24 protein-coding genes are annotated in these 25645 nt (G+C 63.6%); 20 read left to right on the top strand and 4 right to left on the bottom strand.

Annotation, left to right across the window (positions count from 1 at the left end; all coding sequences use genetic code 11):
- The first annotated feature begins 2 nt into the window (after positions 1 to 2).
- From AC0L3J_RS29905 to AC0L3J_RS29865, 9 genes are all read left to right on the top strand, one after another.
- Positions 3 to 986 carry a threonine dehydratase gene (locus tag AC0L3J_RS29905; protein ID WP_473349410.1) on the top strand — a complete coding sequence of 328 codons (984 nt, stop codon included), beginning with the start codon at positions 3 to 5 and terminating at the stop codon, positions 984 to 986.
- Between the two features lie 22 nt (positions 987 to 1008).
- Positions 1009 to 1551, top strand: coding sequence for an acetolactate synthase small subunit (ilvN, locus tag AC0L3J_RS29900; protein WP_027519532.1), 543 nt, complete (start codon positions 1009 to 1011; stop codon positions 1549 to 1551).
- A gap of 3 nt (positions 1552 to 1554) precedes the next feature.
- Complete coding sequence (locus AC0L3J_RS29895) at positions 1555 to 2244, top strand: class I SAM-dependent methyltransferase (RefSeq protein ID WP_456768489.1); 690 nt, start codon at positions 1555 to 1557, stop codon at positions 2242 to 2244.
- 69 nt (positions 2245 to 2313) lie between these two features.
- Complete coding sequence (locus AC0L3J_RS29890; protein ID WP_473349409.1) at positions 2314 to 3189, top strand: EamA family transporter; 876 nt, start codon at positions 2314 to 2316, stop codon at positions 3187 to 3189.
- Positions 3190 to 3196: 7 nt separating this feature from the next.
- The gene (locus tag AC0L3J_RS29885) at positions 3197 to 3799 is read left to right on the top strand and encodes a LysE family translocator (RefSeq protein ID WP_456768491.1); all 603 of its coding nucleotides are present in this window, start codon (positions 3197 to 3199) and stop codon (positions 3797 to 3799) included.
- Positions 3800 to 3931: 132 nt separating this feature from the next.
- On the top strand, positions 3932 to 4951 hold the full coding sequence (ilvC, locus tag AC0L3J_RS29880) for a ketol-acid reductoisomerase (RefSeq protein WP_456768492.1): 1020 nt from the start codon (positions 3932 to 3934) through the stop codon (positions 4949 to 4951).
- A 477-nt stretch (positions 4952 to 5428) separates the two neighbouring features.
- Positions 5429 to 6280 (top strand): SDR family oxidoreductase, encoded by an 852-nt coding sequence (locus tag AC0L3J_RS29875; RefSeq protein WP_473349408.1) that lies wholly within the window; start codon positions 5429 to 5431, stop codon positions 6278 to 6280.
- 62 nt (positions 6281 to 6342) lie between these two features.
- Positions 6343 to 6633 carry a DUF1330 domain-containing protein gene (locus AC0L3J_RS29870; protein ID WP_473349407.1) on the top strand — a complete coding sequence of 97 codons (291 nt, stop codon included), beginning with the start codon at positions 6343 to 6345 and terminating at the stop codon, positions 6631 to 6633.
- 233 nt (positions 6634 to 6866) lie between these two features.
- Complete coding sequence (locus tag AC0L3J_RS29865; protein WP_473349406.1) at positions 6867 to 8579, top strand: sulfatase-like hydrolase/transferase; 1713 nt, start codon at positions 6867 to 6869, stop codon at positions 8577 to 8579.
- Between the two features lie 171 nt (positions 8580 to 8750).
- Here AC0L3J_RS29865 and AC0L3J_RS29860 read toward each other — a convergent pair whose 3' ends face one another.
- The gene (locus AC0L3J_RS29860; protein WP_473349405.1) at positions 8751 to 10310 is read right to left on the bottom strand and encodes a glycine betaine ABC transporter substrate-binding protein; all 1560 of its coding nucleotides are present in this window, start codon (positions 10308 to 10310) and stop codon (positions 8751 to 8753) included.
- On the bottom strand, positions 10307 to 11089 hold the full coding sequence (locus AC0L3J_RS29855) for an ATP-binding cassette domain-containing protein (RefSeq protein ID WP_473349404.1): 783 nt from the start codon (positions 11087 to 11089) through the stop codon (positions 10307 to 10309). The genes AC0L3J_RS29860 and AC0L3J_RS29855 overlap by 4 nt, the downstream gene beginning before the upstream one ends.
- Before the next feature lie 131 nt (positions 11090 to 11220).
- Between AC0L3J_RS29855 and AC0L3J_RS29850 the strand changes: the two genes are divergently transcribed.
- Positions 11221 to 12039: an ABC transporter ATP-binding protein gene (locus AC0L3J_RS29850; protein ID WP_473349403.1), complete on the top strand. Its 819-nt coding sequence runs from the start codon at positions 11221 to 11223 to the stop codon at positions 12037 to 12039.
- Entirely contained in the window at positions 12039 to 12824 is a 786-nt protein-coding gene (locus AC0L3J_RS29845) for an ABC transporter permease (protein ID WP_473349402.1), read from the top strand. Before AC0L3J_RS29850 ends, AC0L3J_RS29845 begins: the two co-directional genes overlap by 1 nt.
- 39 nt (positions 12825 to 12863) lie before the next feature.
- On the opposite strand, the gene AC0L3J_RS29840 is transcribed toward AC0L3J_RS29845, so the two are convergent.
- Positions 12864 to 13313, bottom strand: a complete 450-nt coding sequence (locus AC0L3J_RS29840) for a cupin domain-containing protein (protein ID WP_247288096.1) — start codon at positions 13311 to 13313, stop codon at positions 12864 to 12866.
- Positions 13314 to 13450: 137 nt separating this feature from the next.
- Between AC0L3J_RS29840 and AC0L3J_RS29835 the strand changes: the two genes are divergently transcribed.
- The 9 genes from AC0L3J_RS29835 to AC0L3J_RS29795 all read left to right on the top strand — a co-directional run bounded on the left by AC0L3J_RS29835 (position 13451) and on the right by AC0L3J_RS29795 (position 24342).
- Entirely contained in the window at positions 13451 to 14476 is a 1026-nt protein-coding gene (locus AC0L3J_RS29835) for an ABC transporter substrate-binding protein (RefSeq protein WP_473349401.1), read from the top strand.
- A gap of 29 nt (positions 14477 to 14505) precedes the next feature.
- Positions 14506 to 15210, top strand: a complete 705-nt coding sequence (locus AC0L3J_RS29830) for an NUDIX hydrolase (protein WP_473349400.1) — start codon at positions 14506 to 14508, stop codon at positions 15208 to 15210.
- A gap of 95 nt (positions 15211 to 15305) precedes the next feature.
- A complete protein-coding gene (locus AC0L3J_RS29825; RefSeq protein ID WP_473349399.1) occupies positions 15306 to 16628 on the top strand; it encodes an ABC transporter substrate-binding protein in 1323 nt (440 codons plus the stop codon).
- Positions 16629 to 16659: 31 nt separating this feature from the next.
- Positions 16660 to 17430, top strand: coding sequence for an ABC transporter ATP-binding protein (locus AC0L3J_RS29820; protein WP_027519517.1), 771 nt, complete (start codon positions 16660 to 16662; stop codon positions 17428 to 17430).
- On the top strand, positions 17430 to 18134 hold the full coding sequence (locus AC0L3J_RS29815; RefSeq protein WP_473349398.1) for an ABC transporter ATP-binding protein: 705 nt from the start codon (positions 17430 to 17432) through the stop codon (positions 18132 to 18134). Before AC0L3J_RS29820 ends, AC0L3J_RS29815 begins: the two co-directional genes overlap by 1 nt.
- Positions 18135 to 18147: 13 nt before the next feature.
- A complete protein-coding gene (locus AC0L3J_RS29810) occupies positions 18148 to 19029 on the top strand; it encodes a branched-chain amino acid ABC transporter permease (protein WP_027519515.1) in 882 nt (293 codons plus the stop codon).
- On the top strand, positions 19026 to 20045 hold the full coding sequence (locus tag AC0L3J_RS29805; protein ID WP_473349397.1) for a branched-chain amino acid ABC transporter permease: 1020 nt from the start codon (positions 19026 to 19028) through the stop codon (positions 20043 to 20045). The genes AC0L3J_RS29810 and AC0L3J_RS29805 overlap by 4 nt, the downstream gene beginning before the upstream one ends.
- Positions 20005 to 20955, top strand: a complete 951-nt coding sequence (locus AC0L3J_RS29800; protein WP_473349396.1) for a polyphosphate kinase 2 family protein — start codon at positions 20005 to 20007, stop codon at positions 20953 to 20955. The genes AC0L3J_RS29805 and AC0L3J_RS29800 overlap by 41 nt, the downstream gene beginning before the upstream one ends.
- Positions 20956 to 22011: 1056 nt before the next feature.
- Complete coding sequence (locus AC0L3J_RS29795; protein ID WP_473349395.1) at positions 22012 to 24342, top strand: mechanosensitive ion channel domain-containing protein; 2331 nt, start codon at positions 22012 to 22014, stop codon at positions 24340 to 24342.
- 163 nt (positions 24343 to 24505) lie between these two features.
- Here the strand turns inward: AC0L3J_RS29795 and AC0L3J_RS29790 are convergent, their stop codons facing one another.
- Positions 24506 to 25444 (bottom strand): tetratricopeptide repeat protein, encoded by a 939-nt coding sequence (locus AC0L3J_RS29790; RefSeq protein WP_473349394.1) that lies wholly within the window; start codon positions 25442 to 25444, stop codon positions 24506 to 24508.
- Positions 25445 to 25645: the final 201 nt, after the last annotated feature.

Here is a 25645-nt window from a genome sequence, read left to right as displayed (position 1 = left end):
TGATGTTCGACCTGAACGAGCTCGAACGCGCGCATGCGATCGTGGGGCAGGCGGTGCCGCCGACGCCGGCGCACGCCTGGCCGCTGCTGAGCCAGCGGCTCGGCACGCAGATCGTGGTCAAGCACGAGAATCATACGCCGACGGGCGCCTTCAAGGTGCGCGGCGGGTTGGTCTATCTCGATCGGCTGAAGCGCGAACGGCCGAACATTCCGGGCATCATCTCGGCGACGCGCGGCAATCATGGCCAGAGCCTCGCCTTTGCGGCGAGCCGCCATGGCGTGCCTGCCGTGATCTATGTGCCGCGCGGCAATTCGGTCGAGAAGAACCGCGCGATGAAGGCGTTTGGCGCCGAACTCGTTGAGCACGGCGAGGACTTTCAGGCCGCACGCGAGGAAGCCGGGCGCCACGCGCAGTTCGCCGGGCTGCACATGGTGCCGTCGTTCCATACGGACCTGGTGCTGGGCGTGGCGACCTATGCGCGCGAATTGCTCCGGGCCGCGCCCGATCTCGACATCCTCTATGTGCCGATCGGGCAGGGCTCGGGAATCTGCGGCTGCATCATGGCGCGCGATCTGCTCGGCCTGAAGACCGAGGTCGTCGGCGTGCAATCGACCGAGGCGCCGTCCTACGCGCTGTCGTTCGCGGCGGGCCGCGTCGTGACCACCGAGACTAGCAACACGCTCGCGGACGGCATGGCGACGCGGATTCCCGATCCGGAAGCGCTCGCGGTCATCCTCAAGGGTGCCTCGCGTATCGTCCAGGTGACGGACGATGAGATCGCGCTCGCGATCCGTGCGCTCTGGACTGACACGCATAATCTCGCCGAAGGCGCCGGCGCCGCCGCGCTCGCCGCAGCGCTTCAGGAAAAGACCAAATTACAGGGCAAGCGCGTCGGTCTCGTGCTGTCCGGCGGCAATATCGATTTCGATCTGTTCCGCGGTTGGGTCGGGACGGATGCGCCGGTCGCTCATCGGGCGACGGCGTGACGAGAGAATGAAGGGGACGACAATGAACCAGCCCGCATCCGCCTATTTCATCGAGGAACGCCACGATCCGAACGAGACGCACACGCTTTCGGTGCTCGTGCAGAACGAGCCCGGCGTGCTCGCGCGCGTCATCGGCCTGTTCTCGGGGCGCGGCTACAACATCGAGAGCCTCACGGTCTCGGAGACCGAGAGCCAGAAGCATCTCTCGCGCATCACCATCGTCACCACGGGCACGCCGATGGTGATCGAGCAGATCAAGCATCAGCTCGACCGCATGATCCCTGTGTATCGCGTCGTCGACATGACGCTGACGAAACGCTCGATCGAGCGCGAGCTTGCAATGGTCAAGGTGCGCGGAGAGGGCGAGCATCGCGTCGAGGCGCTGCGGCTGGCGGACGCGTTCCGTGCCCGCGTGATCGACGCCACCACCGAGAGCTTTGTGTTCGAGATCACAGGCAATACCGACAAGATCAACCAGTTTATCGACCTGATGCGTCCGCTCGGCCTCGTCGAAGTGTCGCGCACCGGTGTTGCCGCGATTGGCCGCGGGCCTGAAGGAATGTGAGCCATGCTGGCGCGCGACTGGTATTACAACGAGCGGAACCGGATGGGGATCGGGCCTGCAGTGGCCTCGATCTACGACAGTCATGACGATGCCGATCTACGGGCGCGCGCCGCCCTGAAGATGCTCGGCGTCCAGCGCGGCTGGCGCATCGCCGACATCGGTTGCGGCAACGGCGTGCTCGCGACCGAGGCCGCGCTGATGGGCGCCGAAGTCGACGCCATCGACATCTCGCCCGCGATGCTGGCGCTCGCCGAGATCTACGCGCGCGACCGCAAGGCGCCCGTCCGCACGCAGTCCGCCGGCCTGCTCAGCTTCGCCTACCGGCCGGAATCCTATGACCTGATCGTCAGCGAGTTCACGCTGCACCATCTGCCGGATTTCTGGAAGGCGGTGGCGATGTCGCGGATCTATCGCGCGCTCAAGCCCGGCGCCACCTTCTATTTGCGCGACATCGTCTACGCGTCGATGCCCGATGCGCTCGAGCGCGACGTCGAGCAATGGGCCGACTTCGAGATCAAGAACCACGATGTTCCGCGTGAAAGCGTCGTCACTCACATGCGCGACGAATATTCCACTTTTGGCTGGGTCATGGAGCGGATGCTGACCGACGTCGGCTTCACGCTGGTCTCGGCCGATTACCACGCCCCGATGCACGGCACCTATCTGCTGCGGAAACCTAATTCTTCCACGTAACGGCCGGCGAGCAAGGCTCGACCAGAACAACAAACAGGGCTGCACGACAGGGCAGAACCGGGAACGACAATGAAGCCGGCCGACATCCTCATCGCCATCCTGGTGGCGATCATCTGGGGGCTTGCCTTCGTGGCGAGCCGGATCGCGCTCGACGAATTTTCGCCGGAGCTGATGACGGCGATGCGCTTCACCATTGCCGCGGTCCCGTGCCTGTTCATTCGCAAGCCGAAGGTCGCATGGTCGCTCCTGATCGCGATCAGCTTCACGCTCTTTCTCGGCCAGTTTCTGAGCCAGGCCTATGGCATCGCCCACGGCGTGCCGGTGGGCCTGACCAGCGTCGTCGTGCAGAGCCAGGCGCTGTTCACGATCGGCTTTGCCGCGATCGCATTCGGTGAGCGGCCGACGCCAGTGCAGACGCTTGGTATCGTCATCGCAGCAATCGGTCTTTTGATGATCTGCGGCACGGTCGGCTATGATTTCAGCATCGGTGCCTTCGCCGTGCTGATGATCGCGCCGGTCAGCTTTGCGGTCGGCAATATCCTGCTGCGCGGGGCCCGCGGCGTGCCGATGTTCGATCTGTTCGCCTGGTTGTGCCTCGCCACCGCGGTGCCGCTGTTCGCGCTCACGCTGGTCGTCAACGGACCGACGCCGACCTGGCAGTCGTTGATCCACATGTCGCTCACCGGCCTCATTTGCATGCTGTTGATCGGCGGCATCTCCACCAGCATCGCCTATTGGCTGTGGGGCCGGCTGCTGCGTGACTATCCCACCGCGCAAGTGGTGCCATTCGCGCTGCTGGTGCCGTTCGTCGGCTCGGCCGCGTCCAGCATCGTGTTCGGGGAGCGGTTCGGCCCGCTGCGCCTCGCCGGCATGCTCACCGTGATCGGCGGTATCGCGGTGATGGTGCTGGCGAAGCGTCCGCAAATCCTGCCGAAGATCGCGTGAGGTGACTATGGCCTATTCGCTCTTCTATGCCTTCCTCGCCTTCATGGTGGTGATGTACTTCACGCCCGGGCCGAACAACATCATGCTGCTGGCGTCGGGCCTGACCTACGGCTTCCGGCGCACCATCCCCCACATCGCCGGCATCGTCATCGGTTTTGCTTTCATGATCGCCGCCGTGGGTCTCGGGCTCGGCACAGTGTTCCTGGCCTATCCGATCCTCCAGACCATCCTGAAATATGCCGGCGCGGCCTATCTGATTTATCTCGCCGCCGTGATTGCCTTGTCCGGCCCGACCACGCCTGATGGTGAGACCGGCCGCGGCCCGATGACTTTCTGGGGCGCGGCAATGTTCCAGTGGATCAACGCCAAGGGCTGGGTGATCGTGATCGGCACAATCACCGCCTACGCGGCGATTGCCCAATTCCCCGTCAATATCGCAATCCAGACCTTGGTCAGTCTCCTCGTCGGCGCGGTCTCGACCGTGGTCTGGGTCCTGTTCGGCACTGCACTACGGCCGGTGCTGACGTCCGAGCGCCTGGTCCGGGCCTTCAACATCGTGATGGCAATCCTGCTGCTCGCCTCCCTCTACCCCGTTTTCATGGATGCATGATGTCGCGGATTTCCATGCAGAAACGGGTTTCCTTAAGGGGCCAAAATGCTCTAGACAGCCCCCGAAATCTGCAAATTTCGCCCTTCGGACACTGACCTTTGGCCGATTCTGGCCCTGAACGAGGAAACGACCATGCGTGTTTATTATGATCGCGACGCCGACCTGAACCTGATCAAGGGCAAGAAGGTCGTCATCGTCGGCTATGGCAGCCAGGGCCACGCCCATGCGCTGAACCTGAAGGATTCCGGCGTCAAGGACGTGGCGATTGCGCTTCGCAAGGGTTCGGCCTCGGCCAAGAAGGCGGAAGCTGCCGGCTTCAAGGTGATGGAAGTCGCCGAGGCCGCCAAATGGGCCGACCTCGTCATGATGCTGACCCCGGACGAGCTCCAGGGCGACATCTACCGCGAGCACCTGCACGACAACATGAAGAAGGGCGCAGCGCTCGTCTTCGCGCACGGTCTCAACGTCCACTTCAACCTGCTCGACCCGCGCGCCGATCTCGACGTGCTGATGATCGCGCCGAAGGGCCCCGGCCACACCGTTCGTTCCGAATACCAGCGCGGCGGCGGCGTGCCCTGCCTGATCGCGATCGCCAAGGACGTCTCGGGCAACGCCCACGACCTCGGCCTGTCCTACGCCTCCGCCGTCGGCGGCGGCCGTGCCGGCATCATCGAGACCACCTTCAAGGAAGAGTGCGAGACCGACCTGTTCGGCGAGCAGGTGGTGCTCTGCGGCGGCCTGGTCGAGCTGATCAAGGGCGGCTACGAGACCCTGGTCGAAGCCGGCTACGCCCCGGAGATGGCCTATTTCGAGTGCCTGCACGAGGTGAAGCTGATCGTCGACCTGATCTATGAAGGCGGCATCGCCAACATGAACTACTCGATCTCCAACACCGCCGAGTACGGCGAGTACGTCACCGGTCCGCGCATCGTCACCGCCGAGACCAAGGCCGAGATGAAGCGCGTGCTCAACGACATCCAGTCCGGCAAGTTCGCCCGCGACTGGATGCTCGAGAACAAGGTCAACCAGACCTCGTTCAAGGCGACCCGCGCCAAGCTCGCCGAGCACCCGATCGAGGAAGTCGGCGCCAAGCTGCGCGACATGATGCCCTGGATCAAGAAGGGCGCGCTGGTCGACAAGTCGAAGAACTAAGTCGCGGCCGTTCAGATGCGGCGTATCGGTTACGCCGCATCCGGGCACGCGAGCGAAAACACAAGCTTCGCTCGCCAAACCAATTCTTAAATCTTTCGCGGCTATATTCGAGCGAGATCGCAACCAGCGGTCTCGCTCTTTTCGTCTCGCGCGAAGCATTGCTGCTTCATTCAAATTCTTCGCGAGCTAAAGTGCTCCCTGAGCACGAAGAACTGACGCTTAAACCACATTCTTGGTCTCGCGTTGTTTTTCGGAATTTCTCAGAAGCTCCCGATCCTCAAAAGCCGAGCGTCTTCAGAGTCAAAGATTCGGCTCTTCATCCATATCTTCATGGTGCAATCGATCTCACGTCGCGACGTTCGCGCCTCGCTTCAACTTAAGAACTGACATCGGCGGCGTCTCCTTGAGCGGTGGACGGCATTGCGCCGCGGCAGCTTTCCACTGCATGATCGCGGGAGCTCTTCGGGGGAAAAGACCATGCGATCCGTCGTCGTCACCGGCGCGTCCACCGGCATTGGCTGGGCCATTGCCAAATTTCTGATCGGGCGCGGCTATCGTGTTTTCGGTAGTGTCCGCAAGCAGGCCGATGCGGACCGGCTCACGGGTGAGTTCGGTGCGAACTTCACGCCGCTGCTGTTCGATGTCACCGACGAGGCGGCGGTCCTGGCGGCTGCGCGAAAAGTCCGCGAGGCGCTGGGCGACGAGACGCTGGCCGGTCTCGTCAACAACGCCGGCGTCGCGGTCGCCGGCCCCGTGCTCGAACTGTCGGCCGACGACTTCCGCCGGCAGATGGAGATCAACGTCATTGGCCCGGTCATCGCGACGCAGGCCTTTGGACCGCTACTCGGCGCCGATCCGTCGCTGAAGGGGCCGAAGGGCCGGATCGTGATGATCAGCTCGGTCGCAGGCAAGAACGGCAATCCGTTGTTGGCGCCTTACAGCACCTCCAAGCACGCCATCGAAGGCCTGTCGGAGAGCTTGCGCCGCGAGTTGATGCTGTTCGGCATCGACGTCATCATCGTCGCCCCCGGCGCAGTCAAGACGCCGATCTGGGGCAAGGCCGAGCAGATCGATCTCTCGGTCTACCAGAACTCGCCTTATCTCCCGGCGCTGAACAAGGTCATGGCGTTCATGATGAAGCTCGGCGAGACTGGGCTGCCGGCCGAGCGGATCGCCGAGGTCGTTTTCGAGGCGCTCACCGCCGAAAGGCCCAAGGTTCGCTACCAGATCACGCCGGATCGGATGCGACATGTGATGACGGCCGCGCTGCCCAAGCGTGTGGTCGACCGTATCATCGCCAAGCGGCTCGGGCTGCTGCCGCAGGGCTGAGCCTCCGAGGTGAGACCATTGCCAGACGGATGATCGATTTCCGATCGTGGGAGCGTCTTGAGATGCCGGCTTATGTGATTTTGGACGTCGAGATCAGGGATTTTCAGCAGTACCAAAGCTTCATGTTGGGCGTGAAGCCCGCCCTGGAGGCCGCTGGAGCCAGATATCTGGCGCGAGGGGGCGCCCACAAGGTCTACGAGGGGGACTGGCAGCCCCGCAGGATCGTTCTGCTGGAATTCCCATCCGTGGCAGCCTGGGAGGCGTTCTACACGGGCGCGACCTACCAGGGACTCAAAGCGGTCCGAGACGCTTGCAGTTCTGCCCGCCTGGTCAGCGTCGAGGGCCTCGACTAGACGGCAAGTCGGTTCGGCACTGCGGGATTGCTCTGGCGGGACGAATTGGGCGCGGAGGCCGATCGGCTTCCGCTAACATTAAGCGAAGGTCGGATCGCGACACGCGTTGCTTGTCCGTGACCGTTCAATTACAGTTTTATGACACGGTGCAGGCCTTCCGGCTGCGCCGAACGCCGCAGGCCCGGTCAGCCGGCTCGGCATCACCGTGCCGGACCAGCAGTTGCGTGTCGTCGATGGCGTCCGCGCCCAATCCAGGTCCTTCTGCCACGACCGCCGTACTGGCGAGCGTCGCCGCGCTCGGTATCTGGCGGCTGCTCGCGGTTGCGGCGCCGCATTTCGCTGCGCTCGTCCTGATGTACGAGACCGAGACGGATTTCGGCGCACGGCTCTCCTTCGTGCTGGCCTGGGGCATCCTCAATTTCTTCTGGATCGCGCTGCTGCGGCGGCCGGCGCTCTCGGGTGCGCTGTCGCTGACCATGGTCGTGGTGCTGGTGCTGCTGTCGCGGCTGAAGCACGACGTCGTGCAGATGACGGTCAACTTCATCGACCTGATGATGATCGACCGCGACACGGTCGCGTTCCTGTTCACGATCTTCCCGAATTTGCGCTGGTCGGTGATCGGAGCCGGCCTCGTCACGCTGCCGCTGATGTATGCGCTGTGGTGGCTCGACCCTTTCCGCATCCGTAGGCTACCGGCACTCGCCTGCAAGCTCGCCTGCCTCGCCGCGCTGGTCGGCTATTCGCTCTATCATCCGGACGAGGCCTGGCGCGGTTATTACGACGACGGCTATCTCTCGAAGTTCTTCCGCTCGGGCGTCAGCGCGGTCTCCGACTTCGCGCAATACGGCTTCATGGAGTCGGCCGCTTCGACCAACGAACGGCTCAACATGCCGCTGGTCGATGCCTGCCATCCCGCCGGCCGGCGGCCGAACATCATCATGGTCCATGATGAATCGAGTTTCGACATCCGCGCCGCGCAGGGCATCAAGGTGCCGGCCGGCTACGGCAGCCATTTCAAATCCTGGGACGGCAAGGAGCGCGCGTTTCTGGCCGAGAGCAATGGCGGGCCGAGCTGGTTCACCGAATACAATGTGCTCGCGGGGTTGTCGTCGCGCTCATTCGGCCGCTTCGCCTATTTCGTGACGCGCATCGCAACAGGCCGTGTCGAGCGCGGCCTGCCGCTGGCGCTGCGCCGCTGCGGCTACGACACGATGTCGCTCTACCCCGCCAATGGCGGCTTCATGGCCGCGCGCAGCTTTCAGATGACGACCGGCATCGAACGCTTCCTCGACTCCAAGGATCTCGGCGCCAAGGACGTCGAGCCGGATAGTTTCTTCTACGACAAGGCGCTCCGGCTGATGGGTGAGCGAACGCCAAACAAGCCGCTGTTCGCCTTCATTTACCTCGGCGCCAATCATTTTCCGTGGGAGACGCGCTTCCGCCCGGATCTGCTGCCGAACTGGCGCGCCCCGGGCAATGTGCCGTCCATCGACGAATATCTGCGCCGGCAGGCGATGAGCGCCCAGCAGTACAAGGCTTTCCTCGCGGGCCTGAAGAAGACATTTCCCGGCGAGCCCTTCCTGATCGTGCGCTACGGAGACCACCAGCCGGAATTCGCGCCTGGTATCCTCGAGCCCGGGCTCGACGAGGGTGCAATCGGCAAAAAGCTCGACGCCTACGATCCGCGCCTCTACGCGACCTATTACGCGATCGACGCCGTCAATTTCGAGCCGGTGAAGAGCGAGGCTGTGATGGACACGGTCGATGGTCCGTATCTGCCGCTGGTCATCCAGGAAGCCGCCGGCATTCCGCTCGATCCGTCCTTCGCCGAGCAGAAGGAGATCATGCTCCGCTGCAAGGGCATCTTCTACGGCTGCAAGGACGGTGCTGAAGCGAGCCGGCTGAACCGGCTGCTGATCAATGCAGGGATGATCAGGGGGCTGTAGCATCTCCCCAACGTCGTCCTGGCGAAGGCCAGGACCCATACCGCGTGATTTATCGTTGGCAAAATGTATTGGTCCCAGCGTAAGCGTGGTGGGCTATCGGACTTCGTCAATTGCCTCGTGGGGTAATGGGTCCTGGCCTTCGCCAGGACGACATCGAATGAATGGTACGGCCTACCGCCCACCCACCTTCTCCCACAACCACCTCGCCACCGCATCCGGCGACGAATTCGCATCATTGCCGGCGGCGCGTAAATTGGCTTCGCGCATGGTCGCGATGTCGATCTTGCCGAGCAGCGGTTTCAGCGCGGCCTGCAGCCGCTCGTCGCCGGCCCGTTTCGGGGCCAGCAGCAGGATGGCGTCGTAGGGCGGGATCGCGTGCCTGGGATCGTCAAGCGCAACGAGATCGTATTTTGCGATCAGCCCGTCGCTGGTGTAGCCCGCGATGACATCGACCTCGCCGCTGGCGACGGCCGCATACATGAAGTCCGGCTGCATCTGGCGCTGGGCGCGGAACGAGAGGCCATAGGCCTTTTGCAGCGCCGCCCATTCGGGTCGCGAGAAGAACTCATAGTCGCCGGCGATCGACAGGGTCGAAGCATGCGCGGCGAGATCGGCGATGGTGCGGATGCCAAGCGCCTCGGCGCGCTTCTTCGGGATCACCAGCGCATAGGCATTCTCGAAACCGAGCTCGCCGAGCAGGGTGATGTTCTCCTTCGCAAGTGTCGTCTGCAGCTCCGCCAGCAGCTTCGCGCGCGGTTTGATGTCCGTGCGGTGAAGCTGATTGGCCCAGAGTGTGCCGGAATAATCGACATAGAGATCGATATCGCCTGCCTTCAACGCCTCGAAGATCACGCTCGAGCCGAGACCGGATCGTGCGACGGCGGAAAGACCGGCCGCCTGCAGCCGGTCCCGCATCAGCGCCGACAGCACATATTGCTCGGCAAATGTCTTGGCGCCGACGACATAGCTCTGCGACGAGCGCCCCATAGTCGGCACCAATGTTGCGGCGACCAGTGCGGCGATCCCGCCCGCGCCAAGCGCCGTACGCACGCGGCTGCGCCGGCGCAGGCCGCTCTCGATCAGGCCGAGCAGTTGATCGACGGCAAGCGCCAGCAGGGCCGAGGCAAAGCAGCCGAACAGCACGAACACCCAATTCTGGGTCTGCAGCCCGGCAAAGATGTAATTGCCGAGGCTGGTCTGCCCGATCGGGGTCGACAGCGTCGCGGTGCCGATCACCCACACCGCGGCGGTACGGATGCCAGCCATCATCACCGGGAGAGCCAGCGGCAGTTCGACCATCATCAACGACTGCGGTGCGGTCATTCCGACGCCTTTGGCAGCCTCGATCAGCGCCGGATCGATGCCGTTGAGGCCGGTGATGCCATTACGCAGCACCGGCAGCATCGAATAGAGCGCCAGCGCCAGCATCGCCGGCAGAAAGCCGAAAGCGGAGAAGGAGACGCCGAACCAGGCCAGCGTCACCGAGGCCGCGAGCAGCAGGAGCGGATAGAACAGCGCGAGCAGCGCCAGCCCGGGCACCGTTTGCACGATGCTGGCGAGCGCGAGCAGCACGGCGCGCGGCGTGGGGCGGTTGCGGGTCAGGATCGCCAGCGGCAGGCTGACCATCAGGCCGAGCGCAAGTGCGGCGAGACTCACCCGGACGTGGTTGCCGAGATAGTCGGGCAAATGCGCCAGCGCCTCGCCCCAGCGCGGATCGGTGAAAAGGCTCATGCCGTCCCGCCCTGTGGCAGCCGCGCATTCAATCGCTCGACTTGGCGTCGCGGCGTCCGCAGCAGCTCCAGCACGTAAGCGTCGCTGCTTTTCGAGAGCTCGATTGGCGTGCCCTGCGCCAGCAGCTTCCCGCTGCGCATCACCGCGATGCGGTCGGCGAGCAGGATCGCTTCCGTCATGTCGTGGGTGATCATCACGGTGGTCAGGCCGAGCTTGCGGTGCAGCTCGCGAAAATCGTCGCCGAGCGCATCGCGGGTGAGGGGATCGAGGGCGCCGAATGGCTCGTCCATCAGCACGATGCGGGGCCGTGCCGCAAGCGCGCGTGCCACGCCGACGCGCTGGCGCTGGCCGCCCGAGAGCGCATCCGGCAGCCGCTCGCGATGCGCGGCCAAGTCGAGCTGCACGAGCTCGAGCAACTCATCGACCCGCGTTGCGATACCCGCCGCCGGGACGCCGAGCAGTTTTGGCGTGATCCCGATGTTGTCCGCGACGCTCAGATGCGGGAACAGCCCGCCGCTCTGGAAGACATAGCCGATGCGGCGCCGCAGCGCGACCGGATCGACGGACTGGACGTCGTCGCCCTCGACCGTGATCGTGCCGCCATCCGCCTCGATCAGGCGGTTGGCGAGCCGCAGCAGCGTCGTCTTGCCCGAACCCGAGCCGCCGACGACGGCCACAAACTCGCCTTCCGCGATGTCGAGTGACACATCGTCCACGGCCTTGAGCGCGCCGAAGCTCTTGGTGACGTGGGCATAGCCAATCATCGGCCTGGATGGCATCGGGCGGGGCTCACTACGCTAACCCGCCCGTGGGAGGGAGGGGGGAAGGCCCATGCGTACCACGCTTGGCGGCTTGATTGAACTTGGTCGCGCGAGCGGCTAAGGCATCGGGCCAAGTTCGGAGGGAACACATGATAACGCCTACGGCAGTGGCGCTGGAAGATGCCAAGGTCGCGTTCCAGCTGGGGGACGGGCGGGTCTATACGGCGGTGGAGAAGGCGCATCTGACGGTGGCGCAGGGCGAGTTCGTCGCCATCGTCGGCCCGACCGGCTGCGGGAAATCGACGCTGCTCAACGTCGCGGCCGGGCTGCTGAAACCGGCTGCCGGGAGCGTCAAAATATTCGACCAGCCGCTCGCCGGGCTGAACCGGGATGCCGGCTATCTGTTCCAGGCCGATGCGCTGTTCCCCTGGAAGACCGCGCTCGACAACGTCGCAATCGGGCTCGAAGTCAGCGGCACGCCGCGCAGCGAGGCGCTGCCGCGGGCGCAGACATGGCTGACCTCGGTCGGCCTGGGCGCCTTCGCCAATCGCTATCCGCACATGCTCTCGGGCGGCCAGCGCAAGCGCGTGGCGCTGGCGCAGGTGCTGATCCGCGATCCGAAGATCCTGCTGATGGACGAGCCGTTCGGGCCGCTGGATGCACAGACCCGGCAGGTGATGGGCAACCTGCTGCTCGACCTCTGGAACGCCGACCGCAAGGCCGTGCTGTTCGTCACCCATGATCTGGAAGAGGCGATCGCGCTCGCCGACCGCGTCGTGATCATGTCGGCGGGGCCGTCCTCCCGCATCATCGGCGACTGGCGCGTGAGCCTGCCGCGCCCGCGCGACATTTTTGAAGTACGGCTGGACAAGGAATTCCATGCGCTTCATCGCGAGATCTGGGGCGTGCTCAAGGACGAGGTCATGAAGGGCTACGCGCAATCCACGCAAGCGGCGGAGGCGGTCTGATGTCGCGCGTGACGCTGCTCTCGCTGCAAGTGCTGGTCGCCGTGGTCTGCCTCGCGCTGTGGCAATTGCTCTCGACCGTACCCGTGTTCGGCAAGATCCTGCTGCCGCCGTTCTTCTTCTCCAATCCGGTCGATGTCTTCGCCCAGATCGTCAAATGGTTCTCGTCCGGTGTGATCTGGAAGCATCTCGGCATCACGCTAACAGAATCGATCCTGGCCTTCGTGATCGGATCGGCCGGCGGCGTGCTGATCGGCTTCTGGTTCGCGCGCCAGCCGCTGGTCGCCGCGGTGTTCGATCCCTACGTCAAGATGGTCAACGCACTGCCGCGGGTGGTGCTGGCACCGATCTTCGCGCTGTGGCTTGGGCTGGGCATCTGGTCCAAGGTCGCGCTCGGCGTGACGCTGGTGTTCTTCATCGTGTTCTTCAACGTCTATCAGGGCGTCAAGGAGGTCAGCCGCACCGTGCTCGACAACGGCCGCATGCTCGGCATGAGCGAGCGGCAGCTGATGCAGCACGTCTATTGGCCCTCGGCGCTGTCGTGGATGTTCTCCTCGCTGCACACGTCGGTGGGCTTTGCCGTGGTCGGTGCGGTCGTCGGCGAATATCTGGGATCGGCGGCGGGGCTCGGCTATCTCATTCAGCAGGCCGAGGGCGTGTTCGATGTCGCCGGCGTGTTCGCCGGCATGTTCGTGCTGTCGGCCTTCGTCATCCTGATCGACTTTGGCGTGACGTTGGTGGAGCGGAGACTGCTGGTCTGGCGTCCGACCGTGGACGGACGCGGCTAGGCCGCAAGGGGCCCGCGCGCCGCGCGAGCCCGGGATCGATCAGTCCAGCAACTTGGTGTCGTCGGGGGCCTGCGGCGGCGTCTTGATTGCGATCGCCTTGACCTGTCCGCTGATCGGCTTGGTGCCGCCATGCGGCGTTCCCTTCGGGATGATGACGAGGTCGCCCGGCTTCACGGTGACTTCCTTGTCGCCGAACCAGATCGTGCCGGTGCCCTCTAAAATGTACTGGATCTCGTTGGTGTTGGGATGCATGTGCTTGGGCACGTTGCCGACCTGGATCGAGATGGTGGCGCCGTCGGCGCTCGCGAACATCTTGGAACGGAAGCCGACGGCGTTGGCGTTCCCGAGCGCGTCGCCCTCCATCTCGCCGGTGTGGATGATCTGAGGCGTGATGTTCTCCGCGGCCAGCGCCGGCCGCAGCAGGTGGGTTGCGCCGCATCCGGCGGCAAAAGCAGTGGCGATCGACAGTCCGATTGCAAGGCGATTCATGGATGATCCTCCCCATCAAGAATTGTTCTTGTGGGCTCATGCTATTGCGCCGAAAGGCCGATGGCCAGCGCCTTCGGTCCTGCTTCTCAAGCCAGCCCGGCTGCTCTATGGTGCCGCCAGCCGAACGGAGGAAACCAATGAAGAACACGATAGCCAGGCTCGCGGGCGCGCTGCTCGCGCTGACGCTCACCACCGGTCTTGCCGCGGCGCAAAGCAAGGTCACCATCGCGATCGGCGGCGGCTCCTGCCTGTGCTATTTGCCGACGGTGCTGGCAAAGCAGCTCGGCGAATACGACAAGGCCGGCCTCAACGTCGAGCTCGTGGACCTCAAGGGCGGCTCGGACGCGCTCAAGGCCGTGCTCGGCGGCAGCGCCGACGTGGTCTCCGGCTATTTCGACCATTGCGTCAACCTCGCAGCCAAGAAGCAGGAGCTTCAGGCGTTCGTCGTCTATGACCGCTATCCCGGCCTCGTGCTGGTGGTCTCGCCCTCGCACACCAACGAGATCAAGTCGATCAAGGATCTCGCCGGCAAGAAGGTCGGCGTCAGCGCGCCCGGCTCCTCCACGGACTTCTTCCTGAAGTATATGCTGAAGAAGAATGGCGTCGATCCCGCCAGCACCGCCGTGATCGGCGTCGGCCTCGGCGCCACTGCGGTCGCCGCCATGGAGCAGGGCCAGATCGACGCGGCCGTAATGCTCGATCCCTCCGTGACCGTGCTCCAGGGCAGCCACAAGGATCTGCGCATCCTCTCGGACACCCGTACGCAAAAGGATACGCTCGAGACGTTCGGCGGCGAATATCCGGGCGGCGCGCTGTACTCGACCGCGGCTTGGGTGGCCGGCCACGAGAAGGAGACGCAGGCGCTCACCAACGCGATCCTGGGCACGCTCGCCTGGATCCACTCGCACTCGCCCGAGGAGATCATGGCAAAGATGCCGGAGGAGACGGTCGGCAAGAACAAGGATCTCTATCTTGCGGCGCTGAAGAACACGATCCCGATGTTCTCCGAAACCGGCAAGATGGACCCGAAGGGCGCGGACGCCGTGCTCGCGGTGTTCAGCGTCGGCTCGCCCGACGTGGCGAACGCCAAGATCGACGTCAGCAAGACTTTCACCAACAAATATGTCGAGCAGGCCAAGAAGACCACGGGCACCGCCAAATAACTGACGCGAAGGCTCGGTAACCAAGCGTCATGACGTCACTGACAATCCATCGCGTCACGACGCTTGATCTTGCCGTGCGGCCGATCATCTGGCCGTTCGCGGAGGAGCGGCGTGACGAGATCGCGGTGCATTTCGCCGAGAAGCAGCGCGAGCGGCCAAAGATCTGGAACGGTCGCGTCCTGCTCGGGCGGGATGCCGTGTTTACCGATGGCCATCTCGCCGCGACCTATTTCGAGACCGATTTCGCGAGCTTCCTCGCCTGGCGCGACTGGGGCTTTCCCGACAAGGCCGTGTTCAACGGCTTTGGCATGGGCGCGCTGCGCACCTCCGACGGTGCATTCGTGATGGGCGAGATGGCGCAGCACACCGCCAATGCGGGCCGGATCTATTTCCCGTCGGGCACGCCCGATCTCGACGACGTCAGGGGCGACACGCTCGACATTCCCGGCAGCGTGATCCGCGAACTCGAGGAAGAGACCGGCCTCACCGCGGCCGACTATCGGGTCGAACCGGACTGGCACTGCGTCGTCACCGGCCCAACGATTGCGATGTTGCAAATTATCAACCTGGACATGCCGGGTGACGTGGCGCGTGCGAGGATCGAAGCCAATCTGGCGGGCGAGGCCGAGCCGGAGCTCTCGGCGATCCATCTCGTGCGCGGGATGAGCGATCTCACGCCGTCCATGCCGCGATTTGTCACGGCCTTCGTCGAGCAGCAGTTCGCGTCGCGCTGATGCGCGAGGCTTGACATCGCTGCGCCCAGCCCATGTGATGGGCAAAAATACAAAACCAAAAAGAATGCAATGCACAATCGGCCAGGGAGGTTTTGATGCGCGTGCGCATGGCTGCCCGTTTGGTACGTGGGCTGTTGGTCGCGATATCAGCGACGGGCTTGGTGCTGTCCGCCCAGGCTCAAGATCAAGGCAAAGACAAGAAGATCAAGATCGGCGTCGTTTTCGATTTGACCGGGCCTCTCGCCGGCGGCGGCTCTGAGCTCGGTTATATCGGCGCAAAGATCGTTCTCGACCATTTCGCCAAGACCGGCGTCGAGGGTTACAAGATCGAAACGGTCTATGCCGATGCGCAGAGCAAGCCCGACATCGCGATCAACGAATCCGTCCGCCTGCTCGAGCAGGAAAAGGTCGACATGGTGCTCGGCTTCTTCTCCTCGGCACAATGCGTGCCGGTCGCGGCCCGTGTCGAGCAGCTCAAGAAGTTCATGTGGATGACGACCTGCATCTCGTCGGCCGTGTTCAACGAGAAGGGTTACAAATACGTCTTCCGCCCGCAGGCCAGCGGCGACCAGTTCGGCATGATGACGATGGATTTCATCGCGCAGAACGCCAAGGCCAAGTTCGACAAGGAGCCGAAGGATCTGCGCGTCGCCATCATTCACGAAGACGGCGCCTATGGCGTCGACGTGTCCAGGGGCAACGAGGCCGGCGCGAAGAAGGCGGGCTTCAACGTCGTGATGAAGGAAGGCTATTCGGCCACCGCGCCTGACCTCTCCGCGCTGGTGACCAAGCTGAAGCGCGCCAAGCCCGACGTCATTTTCCACACCGGCTACAACCCTGATATCACGCTTTTGCTGCGTCAGGCGCGCGAGCAGGGGCTGAAGTTCGGCGCGCTGATGGGACACGGCGCGGGTTACGGGGTCTATGAAAAACTGAAGGAAGGCATGGGGGCGGACGCCACCTACATCTTCAACACCGACCCCATTTCGATCTGGCTTGCCAACCAGAAGACCATGGATCCCAAGCTCCCGCCCGTGATCAAGATGGTCGGCGAGGAGTTCGACAAGATCCGGCCCGGCGTCGCCATCCGCTCGGCGCATGTCGGCATCGGCGCGTCCAACACTTATGTGTTCATGAATGACGTGCTGCCGCGCGCAATCAAGAAATATGGCGGGGTCGATCCGGATGCGCTGCGCAAGGCTGCGCTCGACACTGATATTCCCGAAGGGGGCACCATGCTCGGCTTCGGCGTCAAATTTTACGGCGAGGGCACGCCGATGGCCGGGCAGAACGAGCGCTCGTTCCCGGTCGTGATCCAGTACATCGACGACAAGTCCTCCGTGGTGTGGCCCAAGAGCCAGGCGCAGCGCGAGGCCGTGCTGCCGTTGCCGAAGGGCACCACCTACAGCAACCAGTAGCGCAAATGCGCGCAGAGAGGAGAGCGGGACGGTGCTGGAAGTCAGCGGGCTGGTGAAGCGGTTTGGCGGCTTCACCGCCGTCAACAATGTGTCGTTCAAGGTCGGCCAGGGCGAGATCCTCGGCCTGATCGGCCCCAACGGCTCGGGCAAGAGCACGATCTTCAATATGCTCTCGGGCACGCTGGCGCCGACGTCCGGTTCGATCCTGTTCGACGGCTCCGAGATCGCAGGCCTTCCGCCGCACCGGATCATCAACAGCGGCATCGGCCGCACCTTCCAGATCCCGCGGCCATTCCGTCGCCTGACGATCTTCGAGAACGTCGCGCTCGCCGGATTTTACGGCCAGGGCCGCCACAGCCGTGCCAGGGCCGAGGAGGCGGCCGAACGATCGCTGGCGATGGTCGGCTTGCCGACCGATCGGCATGCCAGTGTCGATGGCCTCGGCGCAGCCGGCCTGAAAAAGCTCGAACTGGCGAAAGCGCTCGCCACCGCGCCAAAACTTCTGCTTGCCGATGAGAGCCTCGGCGGCCTCGACGAGGCCGAGATGGGGCAGGCGGCCGACATGCTGCGCAACATCCGCGACGAGCTCGGCATCACCATCATCTGGGTCGAGCACATCATGGGTGTGCTGATGCGCGTCGTCGATCGCGTCATGGTGCTCGATCACGGCGAGAAGATCTCGGAAGGATTGCCGAGTGCCGTTGCCGGCGATCCCCGTGTCATCGAGGTCTATCTCGGCACCGATGCCGAGACCACGCAGGCCGCGGCCGCCGCAGCGCGCCGCCGCGCGGGGGTGCAGTGATGCTTGAGCTCCGCGGCGTCAATGCCGGCTATGGCACCTTCCAGGCACTGTTCGACGTCGATCTCGACGTGAAGGCGGGCGAGGCTGTCGGCGTCATCGGGCCGAACGGGGCCGGCAAGACCACCCTGATGCGCGTCATCTCCGGGTTGATCCGCCCCTCGCGTGGCTCGATCAGAATGGAAGCCGTCGATGTCGTGGCCACGCCGCCGCACAAGATCGTCAGCCTCGGGATCGCGCATGTGCCGGAGAACCGGCGGCTGTTTCCGCAGCTCTCGGTCGACGACAATCTCAAGATGGGTGCCTTCATGCAGGAGGCGCGCGGCCACTATGCCGAGCGGCTGGACGTGGTGTTCGAGCTGTTTCCGCGCCTGAAGGAGCGCCGCCACCAGATGGCCGGCACCATGTCCGGCGGCGAGCAGCAGATGTGCGCGATCGGCCGCGCGCTGATGTCGAATCCAAAGCTGCTGCTGCTCGACGAGCCGTCGGCGGGGCTCGCGCCGGTCGTGGTGCAGCAGGTGTTCGAGCTGGTGAAGCGGATCCGCGCCAGCGGGCTGACCGTGCTGATCGTCGAGCAGAATGTGCAGCAGGTGCTGAAAGTGGTCGATCGCGCCTATCTGATCGAAGCGGGCTCGATCAGGTCCTCAGGCACCTCGGCCGAGATGCTGGCGAGCGACACGGTCAAGGAAGCTTATCTCGGCGTGTGAGGTTGATGCGGGCATGCAAGCGTTTCTGGACATTTTCGACATCTACCTGCTGGAGGCCGTGATCAACGGCATCCTGCTCGGCGGCGTGCTGGCGCTGCTCGCGCTCGGGCTCAATTTGATCTTCGGCGTCATCGACGTGACCTGGATCTGCTACGCAGAGCTGGTGATGATCGGCATGTACGCCATGTATTTCCTGGTGCAGTATTACGGCATCAGCTATTTCCTCGCCGCGCCGCTCACCATCCTGCTGGTCGCCTTGCTCGGCGCGGCGCTGCATTACCTCGTGATCGCGCCGCTGCTCACTGCGCCGCCGATCAACCAGTTGCTGGCGACCGGCGGGGTGCTGTTCGTGCTGCAGAGCTTTGCCACGGTCGCCTTCGGCATCGACTTCCGCAACCTCGGCATCCGCCTGCCGGTGCTCGCCTTCGGCGACATGAATTTCAGCTACGCACGACTTCTGTCCTTCCTGGCTGCGCTGGTCGGCATGGTCGCCGTCTATCTGTTCATGACGCGGACCTTCACCGGCACCGCGATCCGCGCGATCTCGCAGGACCGGCAGATCATGGCGCTGATGGGCGTCGACACCAAGCGGATCTATCTCATCACCTCCGCGATCGGCGGGGGACTGGCCGGGCTCGCAGCGTGCCTGCTGGTGCTGCAATATGACGTGCATCCGTTCGTCGGCCTGTCGTTCGGGCCGATCACCTTCCTGATCTGCGTGCTCGGGGGCTTGGGCAATTTCATCGGCGGCTTCATCGCGGCCTTCGTGTTCGCCGAGATCATCTCGCTCGGCGGCCTGTTCTCCGATCTCGAATGGGGCTATGTGCTCGCCTTCGCTTTCTTTATCGTCATGATGTTCATCCGGCCCGCGGGCCTGCTCGCGAGGCGCCGATGATGGGGCGGGGACGGCTTGCAGCTTGGGCGACGGGATTGGCGGCACTGGTCGCGCTGCCTTTCGTCTATCGCGATCCCTATCATCTGCACATCCTGGTGCTGATCCTGATCTGGTCGTTCGCCTATACGTCATGGTCGATGATGGGGCGGTTCGGCCTGGTCTCGCTCGGCCATGGAGGGTTCATGGGAATAGGCGCCTATGTCACCGCGCTACTCTGGAATCACCTGGGATGGTCGCCCTGGATCGGCATCCCTATCGGAATGATCGCCGCCGGCGCGCTGGCGCTGATCGTCGGCTACCCCTGTTTCCGCTTCCGCATCACCGGGCACTATTTCGTGCTGGTGACGCTCGCGCTCTCCGGGATCGTGCTCCAGGTCATCACGGCGACGCGCGACTACACCGGCGGCTCGCTCGGCTACACGCCGAACCGGGCCGCGGGCAACAAGCTCTGGTCGCTGCAATTCGACGACAAGATCACCTGGTACCTGATCGCGCTCGGGGTCTGGCTGTTCGGCATCGTGGTCTGGCACTGGGTCGATCGCAGCATGGCGCGCTATGCGCTGGAGGCGATCTCGGAGGACGAGGACGCCGCGGCTGCCGCCGGTGTCGACGTCACCGCGGAGAAGCTGAAGATCACGCTGCTCAGCGCGCTGATGACGGCCTTGGCCGGCGCGATCTACTGCCAGTACCAGATGTTCATTACGCCCGACACGGTCAGCGGCATCGCGGTGTCGCTGCAGATGGTGTTCGCGGCCATCGTCGGCGGCCTGTTCGTCTCGCTCGGCCCGACCTTCGGCGCCGTCATCACGATTATGCTGGCCGAGACCCTGCGCATCGGCTTTGGCACCAAGGCGGTCGGCTGGGACAATCTCGTCTACGGCGTGCTGCTCGTGCTTTTCATCATATTCCTTCCGAAGGGCATCCTTGGTAGCTTGCTCGACCGATTAAAGCCGCAACGCAAGGTGCCCCGCGCTCATGAGCAAGAAGTCGTCCAAATCGCTCGCCCAGGAGCTTGACCGCTACATCACGCCATTCCGCTACGATGGTTCGGGCAAGTTTCACCTCAAGGACCACAAGACCGACGAGAAGGGCGATCTCGACAAGGAGAAGGCGCAGGACATTCTCGAGGCCAACAAGAAGCGGCTGATCGCGTTTCAGGAGAAGCTCTACGCCCAGGACCGCTGGTCGGTGCTGATCGTGTTCCAGGCGATGGACGCCGGCGGCAAGGATTCTGCGATCAAGGCGATCTTCGAGGGCATCAATCCGCAGGGCTGCGCAGTCAGTGCCTTCAAGGCGCCGAGCAGCAAGGAGCTCGATCACGATTTCCTCTGGCGCCATGCGGTCGCGCTGCCGGAGCGGGGCCATATCGGCATCTTCAACCGCTCCCACTACGAGGAATGTCTGGTGACGCGCGTGCACCCGGAGATACTCGCCAAGGAGAAGCTGCCGCCAAAGGTCGTCACCAAGAGCATCTGGAAGGAGCGGTTCGAGGACATCGCCGCCTGGGAGCGCTACCTCTCGCGCAACGGCACCGTGGTGCTGAAATTCTTCCTCAATCTGTCCAAGGACGAGCAGCGCGAGCGCTTCCTCGACCGGCTGGAGGATCCGTCCAAGCAGTGGAAGTTCTCCATGGACGACATCAAGGAGCGCGCGCTGTGGCCGCGCTATCAGGCGGTCTATCAGGACATCGTCCGGCACACGGCGACGCCGCATGCACCGTGGTATGTCGTGCCGGCCGATCACAAATGGTTCGCCCGCGTGGTGATCGGCTCGGCCATCGTCGCGGCGCTCGAACAGCTCGATCTGCGCTTCCCCCGCGCCGACAAGGCTTCGCTGGGCGAATTCGACGAGGTGCGCAAGGCGCTGGAGAAGGAGGAGAAGGCGGGCAAGAAACAAAAAACGCGAAAACAACCCCATGCACAGTAGCCGGGAATAACGAAATCAATGACTTGAAGGTCAGCGCGAGGCTTGCGGATTCATTGCTGATTTAACGAAATCGCTTGATCCGTCGGGCAAAACAGGGGTATGATGTCATCATCCCCAAATTCCTCAGGACCGGCGCCGCCGCCCGTAGCAGAAGCTGTCCACATTTGCAGGAAGGGCAGTCTCGTAATTCACCTACTTCCCGTATTTCGCTGCAGCGAATCCGTCGCGGTGAGATGGAACGCGTTCTCAAATGTGATTTGCGCGCCGTCGATCTTGCTTGACAGTCCTGCGTCACGGGAGGACCATCGCAATGGTCGCAAACAAGCGACGCGCAACGTCCACATCAAGAGCAAGGGGAGGTCTATGACACCACCTCCGCAGATCCAGCCGCGTTAAGTGCGATGGAGCTCGTTCGGACTATCGCATAGCGGCAGAACCGCGAACGGCACGCCGGGCCAAGGTTTAGAGGGCTGCATCAGTGTGGCATAGCCCCTACCTGCCCGGCGCTGTATTCTGCATCACATCGATTGCATCACAGCGATCATGTCGGATGGCCGTGACAAGGCCGCCGCGCTTTTGACATCGTGCTTCTCTCCTCCTCCTCATCGCGTCATTCCGGGCCGACTCCCGGAATGACGCAGGGCGATCGCATATCAGGGTGATCGCAGATGACGTCTCAGCGGCGCCTGAGCGAGCGCCTCGTCCTTCGAGACGCCGCGTTCCGCGGCTCCTCAGGATGAGGCTCAGCTGCGCCATCTGCCTTGAAACGCTGCCGCATACTCATCCCTCATCCTGAGGGGCCGCCGCAGGCGGGCGTCTCGAAGGATGGCCGCAGCCGAGCTTCCAGCCGCGTGCCGCATTCAATCGCTGCACGTCCCGGCTTGAGACCGCGGTTCCCGTTTCCTGCACCGCGGCAAATGCCAAGAGAATGTCGCCTCATTGGCCAACTTCCGACACAGCGCCCGGGCGAATAGCGTCGATCCGACATGATGCATGTGCTTCGGCGGTGACGGTCCCGACGTCGCCGTCGCGTTCATTTTTCCCAGGGAATCCCTCGTGTCGCATAAGCTTGCCTCCGCGCTTCTCGCCGCGCTCTTGATCGCGATTTCGTCTCTCTCCAGCGTCAGCGCCGCGCCGCCCGCACCGGCGGCGAATAGCGCTGCCGCGTTGTCGCCCGATGAGGCCAAGCGCGCGCTGGAGACGCTGCAGGACGACAAGAAGCGCGGGCAGATGATCGACACGCTGCGCGCGATCGCCAATGCGTCTGGTGCACAGCAGCCCGCGCCCGAGCCAAAATCGCCGATCCCGCTGGCGGCCGACGGCCTCGGTGCGCAGCTCATGCTCACCGTGTCCGAGGAAATCGGCGAAATTTCGCGAGACGTTGCCGATATGGCCAGGACGCTCACGCACTTTCCGGCGTTCTATTACTGGATCGTGCGGACCGCGAACGACCCCGCGGCCTACAATCTCCTGATCGAGATCGCCTGGAAGCTCGCCTTGGTCTTCGGCTCCGCTTTCTGCGCCGAATGGCTGATGTTCCGTCTGATCCGGCGCCCCGTCGTGTTCCTGGAAGGGCGCATGCCGCAAACGGCGCGCCTGCCGGTGCAGGTGTTGCCCATTGCCGATCCGCCGTCATCGGTCGCCGATGTCACCCCCGCGCCTGAACTGCACAGGCGCCGCCACAGCCTGGCGCGGGCCTGGCAAATCATGCTGCGGCTGCCCCTCGTGCTGGGACGCTTCCTGCTCGAGCTGCTACCCGTGTTGGTCTTTGTCGGGATCGCCACGGCGCTGCTCGGCACCGAGATCGGCGAGCCCACCACCGTCCGCCTCGTGATCCTCGCTGTCGTCAACGCCTATGCGTTCTCGCGCGGGCTCATCTGTGTGGTCCGTGTGCTGGCGGGACCGTTCGGCTTGTTTCCGGTCAGGGCCGAAACCGCCGCCTATATCGAGATCTGGGCGCGCCGTATCGTCGGTGTCGGCGTCTCCGGCATCGCCTTTGCCAATGTGGCGCTGCTGCTCGGCCTGCATCGCGGCGGCTATGCCGCGCTCCTGCGCATGGTGATGCTGGTCGTGCATCTCTTCATCGTCGTCATCATCCTGCAATGCCGCCGCCAGGTCGCCGAAGCCATCCGCGCGCCGGCCGACCGGCAGGGGATCGCGGCGGGTCTGCGCAACCGCATCGCGGGCGGCTGGCACTATCTTGCCATCGCGCTCGACCTGGCGCTGTGGGCGGTGTGGGCGCTGAACATCCGCAACGGCTATTCATTGCTGCTGCAATATTTCGTCGGCACCATCGCGGTGGCGCTGATCACGCGCGTTGCCATCATGCTGACGCTGGGCCTGATCGACCGCGGCTTCCGCATCAAGCCGGAGATACTCCAGCGCTTTCCGGGCCTCGAGATCCGCGCCAACCGCTACCTGCCGCTGCTGCGCAAGATCGTATCCGGCGTGATCGCCTTCATCGGCCTGGTGGCCGTGCTCGAAGTCTGGGGCGTCGACGCCGTCGTCTGGTTCTATGGCGGCCAGATCGGCAGCCGGCTGATCTCGGCGGTGGTGACGATCGGACTTGCCGTATTCATTGCAGCGGCGATCTGGGAAGCCAGCAACGCGCTGCTGGACCGCCAGATCAATACGCTGTCGCGCGACGGGCACTATGCCCGCGCCGCGCGGCTGCGGACCTTTCAGCCGATGCTGCGGACGGCCTTGCTGTGCGTGATCGCCACCGTCGTCGGCCTCACGGCGCTCAGCGAGATCGGCGTCAACGTCGCGCCGCTGCTGGCGGGCGCCGGCATCGTCGGCATCGCCATCGGCTTCGGCTCGCAGAAGCTGGTGCAGGATCTCATCACCGGGCTGTTCCTGCTGCTGGAGAACACCGTCCAGGTCGGCGACAGCGTCAGCGTGTCGGGGCTATCGGGCGTGGTCGAGAACGTCTCGATCCGCACGATCAGGCTTCGCGCCGGCGACGGTGCCGTGCACATCGTGCCGTTCAGCGCGGTCACCACCATCACCAATGCCAGCCGTGGCGCCGGCAATGCGTCCGTCAGCGTCAACGTCGCCTACAAGGAGGATACCGACCGCGCCGGCCAGATCCTCAAGGATATCGTCGACGAGATGCGCCGCGAGGTCGAATTCCGCAGCCTGATCCGCGGCGATCTCGAGCTCTGGGGCATCGACAAGGTCGACGGCGCCATGGTGTCGATCGTCGGCCAGATCCGTTGCACCGAGGCCGGCCGCTGGCCGGTGCAGCGTGAATTCAACCGCCGCATGAAGCAGCGTTTCCAGCACAACGGCATCGAGGTTGCATCCGCCACCCAGACCATCCTGATGCACATCGCGCCGCCGGCCGATAGCGCCGCTCATCTGACGCCAAGGCGAGCGGCAGGATAGGGCGTGCCCATAAACGTCGGCTTACCAATCCGAAGCGGAAGTCTCCCACCTTGCGTGTGATCGGCGGCTCGTGACCCAGAGCGGTCCTGACGCCTTCAGTTTCCGAGGCTACTCGAGCAGCTATATCCGAGGTAACGGCTGTAGATCAGGCGACCGTTGATCCCTACTTCGAGCGGAGTCTCTGCAGCCGTTTCACGGCGAATTCGTCGCCAGGCTTCAGTTTTAAGACGGCCTCGTAGTCGCGATACGCACGATCAAGCTCGCCTGCCCGTTCATAGGCTAGTCCTCGATACCTCAGGGCCGTAGTGGAGTTGGGGCTGAGTTCGACAGCCTTATTCAAGCTTTCGATCGCGGCCTTCTCATTCTTCAGTTTGAGATGTGCGCCTCCGACGCCCACGCGAAGTCGATAGATATCGTCTTGCGTAAGATACCCGAGTGCCAGCGCCTTGTCGTAATCGTCCAGCGCGGTTTGCGGTTGGTCCGAACGATTGTAGGCCTCGGCCCGTCCAAACATGAAGACGCCCGACGTCGGATCAAGTCTTATTGCCTCGTCAAACCGATTGATTGCTTCCTTGAACTTGCCCTGTTCCGTAAGCGCCAGCCCCTGGCCATTGGGGAAAGCCCCGTTATCCGGGAACAGCTTCGCCCCGGCGGTGTAGTCGGCCAGCGCAAGCTCAAACCGACCTTGGTGGTGATAGAAAAAGCCGCGGGCCATATAAGCGCGCGGGTCGGTAGAGCCGACCATTTCGACGGCCGCCGTGAAATCGGCTTCGGCTTGATCCCATCTTTTTGCCAGCTGAGCGGTTACACCCCTCATCCGCAGCAGCTCCGCCCGGTCCTCGAGACTGAATTGCTGTTCGAGCCCTTTGGAGTAGATTTGAATGGCTCGCTCAAAGTCCAGCTTGCTTACGGCAACGGCAGCAGCCGTCTGGTAGGTCTGGGCGTCAGACGCAATTGCCGCAGAACAGAAAGACCAGAGCACGGACAGGAAGGCAATCCCGCTCACCATCCGCCTCTGTGCCAAGCCTATTTTCATCTGCTTTTCCGGGCCGAGAAATCGCTCTTGCCCGAAGTCAACGCAATCGGCAATAGAGATTTTCAAACAATGCAACTGCAATGCTGATTGCGGTTAAACAATCGTCAAGCGAGAAGGGCTAAGCGATGCATAGCGGACCAGATTTGATCAGGTTGAGCTCTTCGCATTTTGGCCCAACTCGGACCTAGGGTGAGGTGCGCCAACACGGCCGGTATCGGAGGCAGAGCGGACCTCACACGAAGTGCAGCGCGAGTTTATGAGTACATA

It is taken from the genome of Bradyrhizobium sp. Kon37 (assembly GCF_055807535.1).
This window is presented reverse-complemented; position numbering and strand designations above follow the sequence as displayed.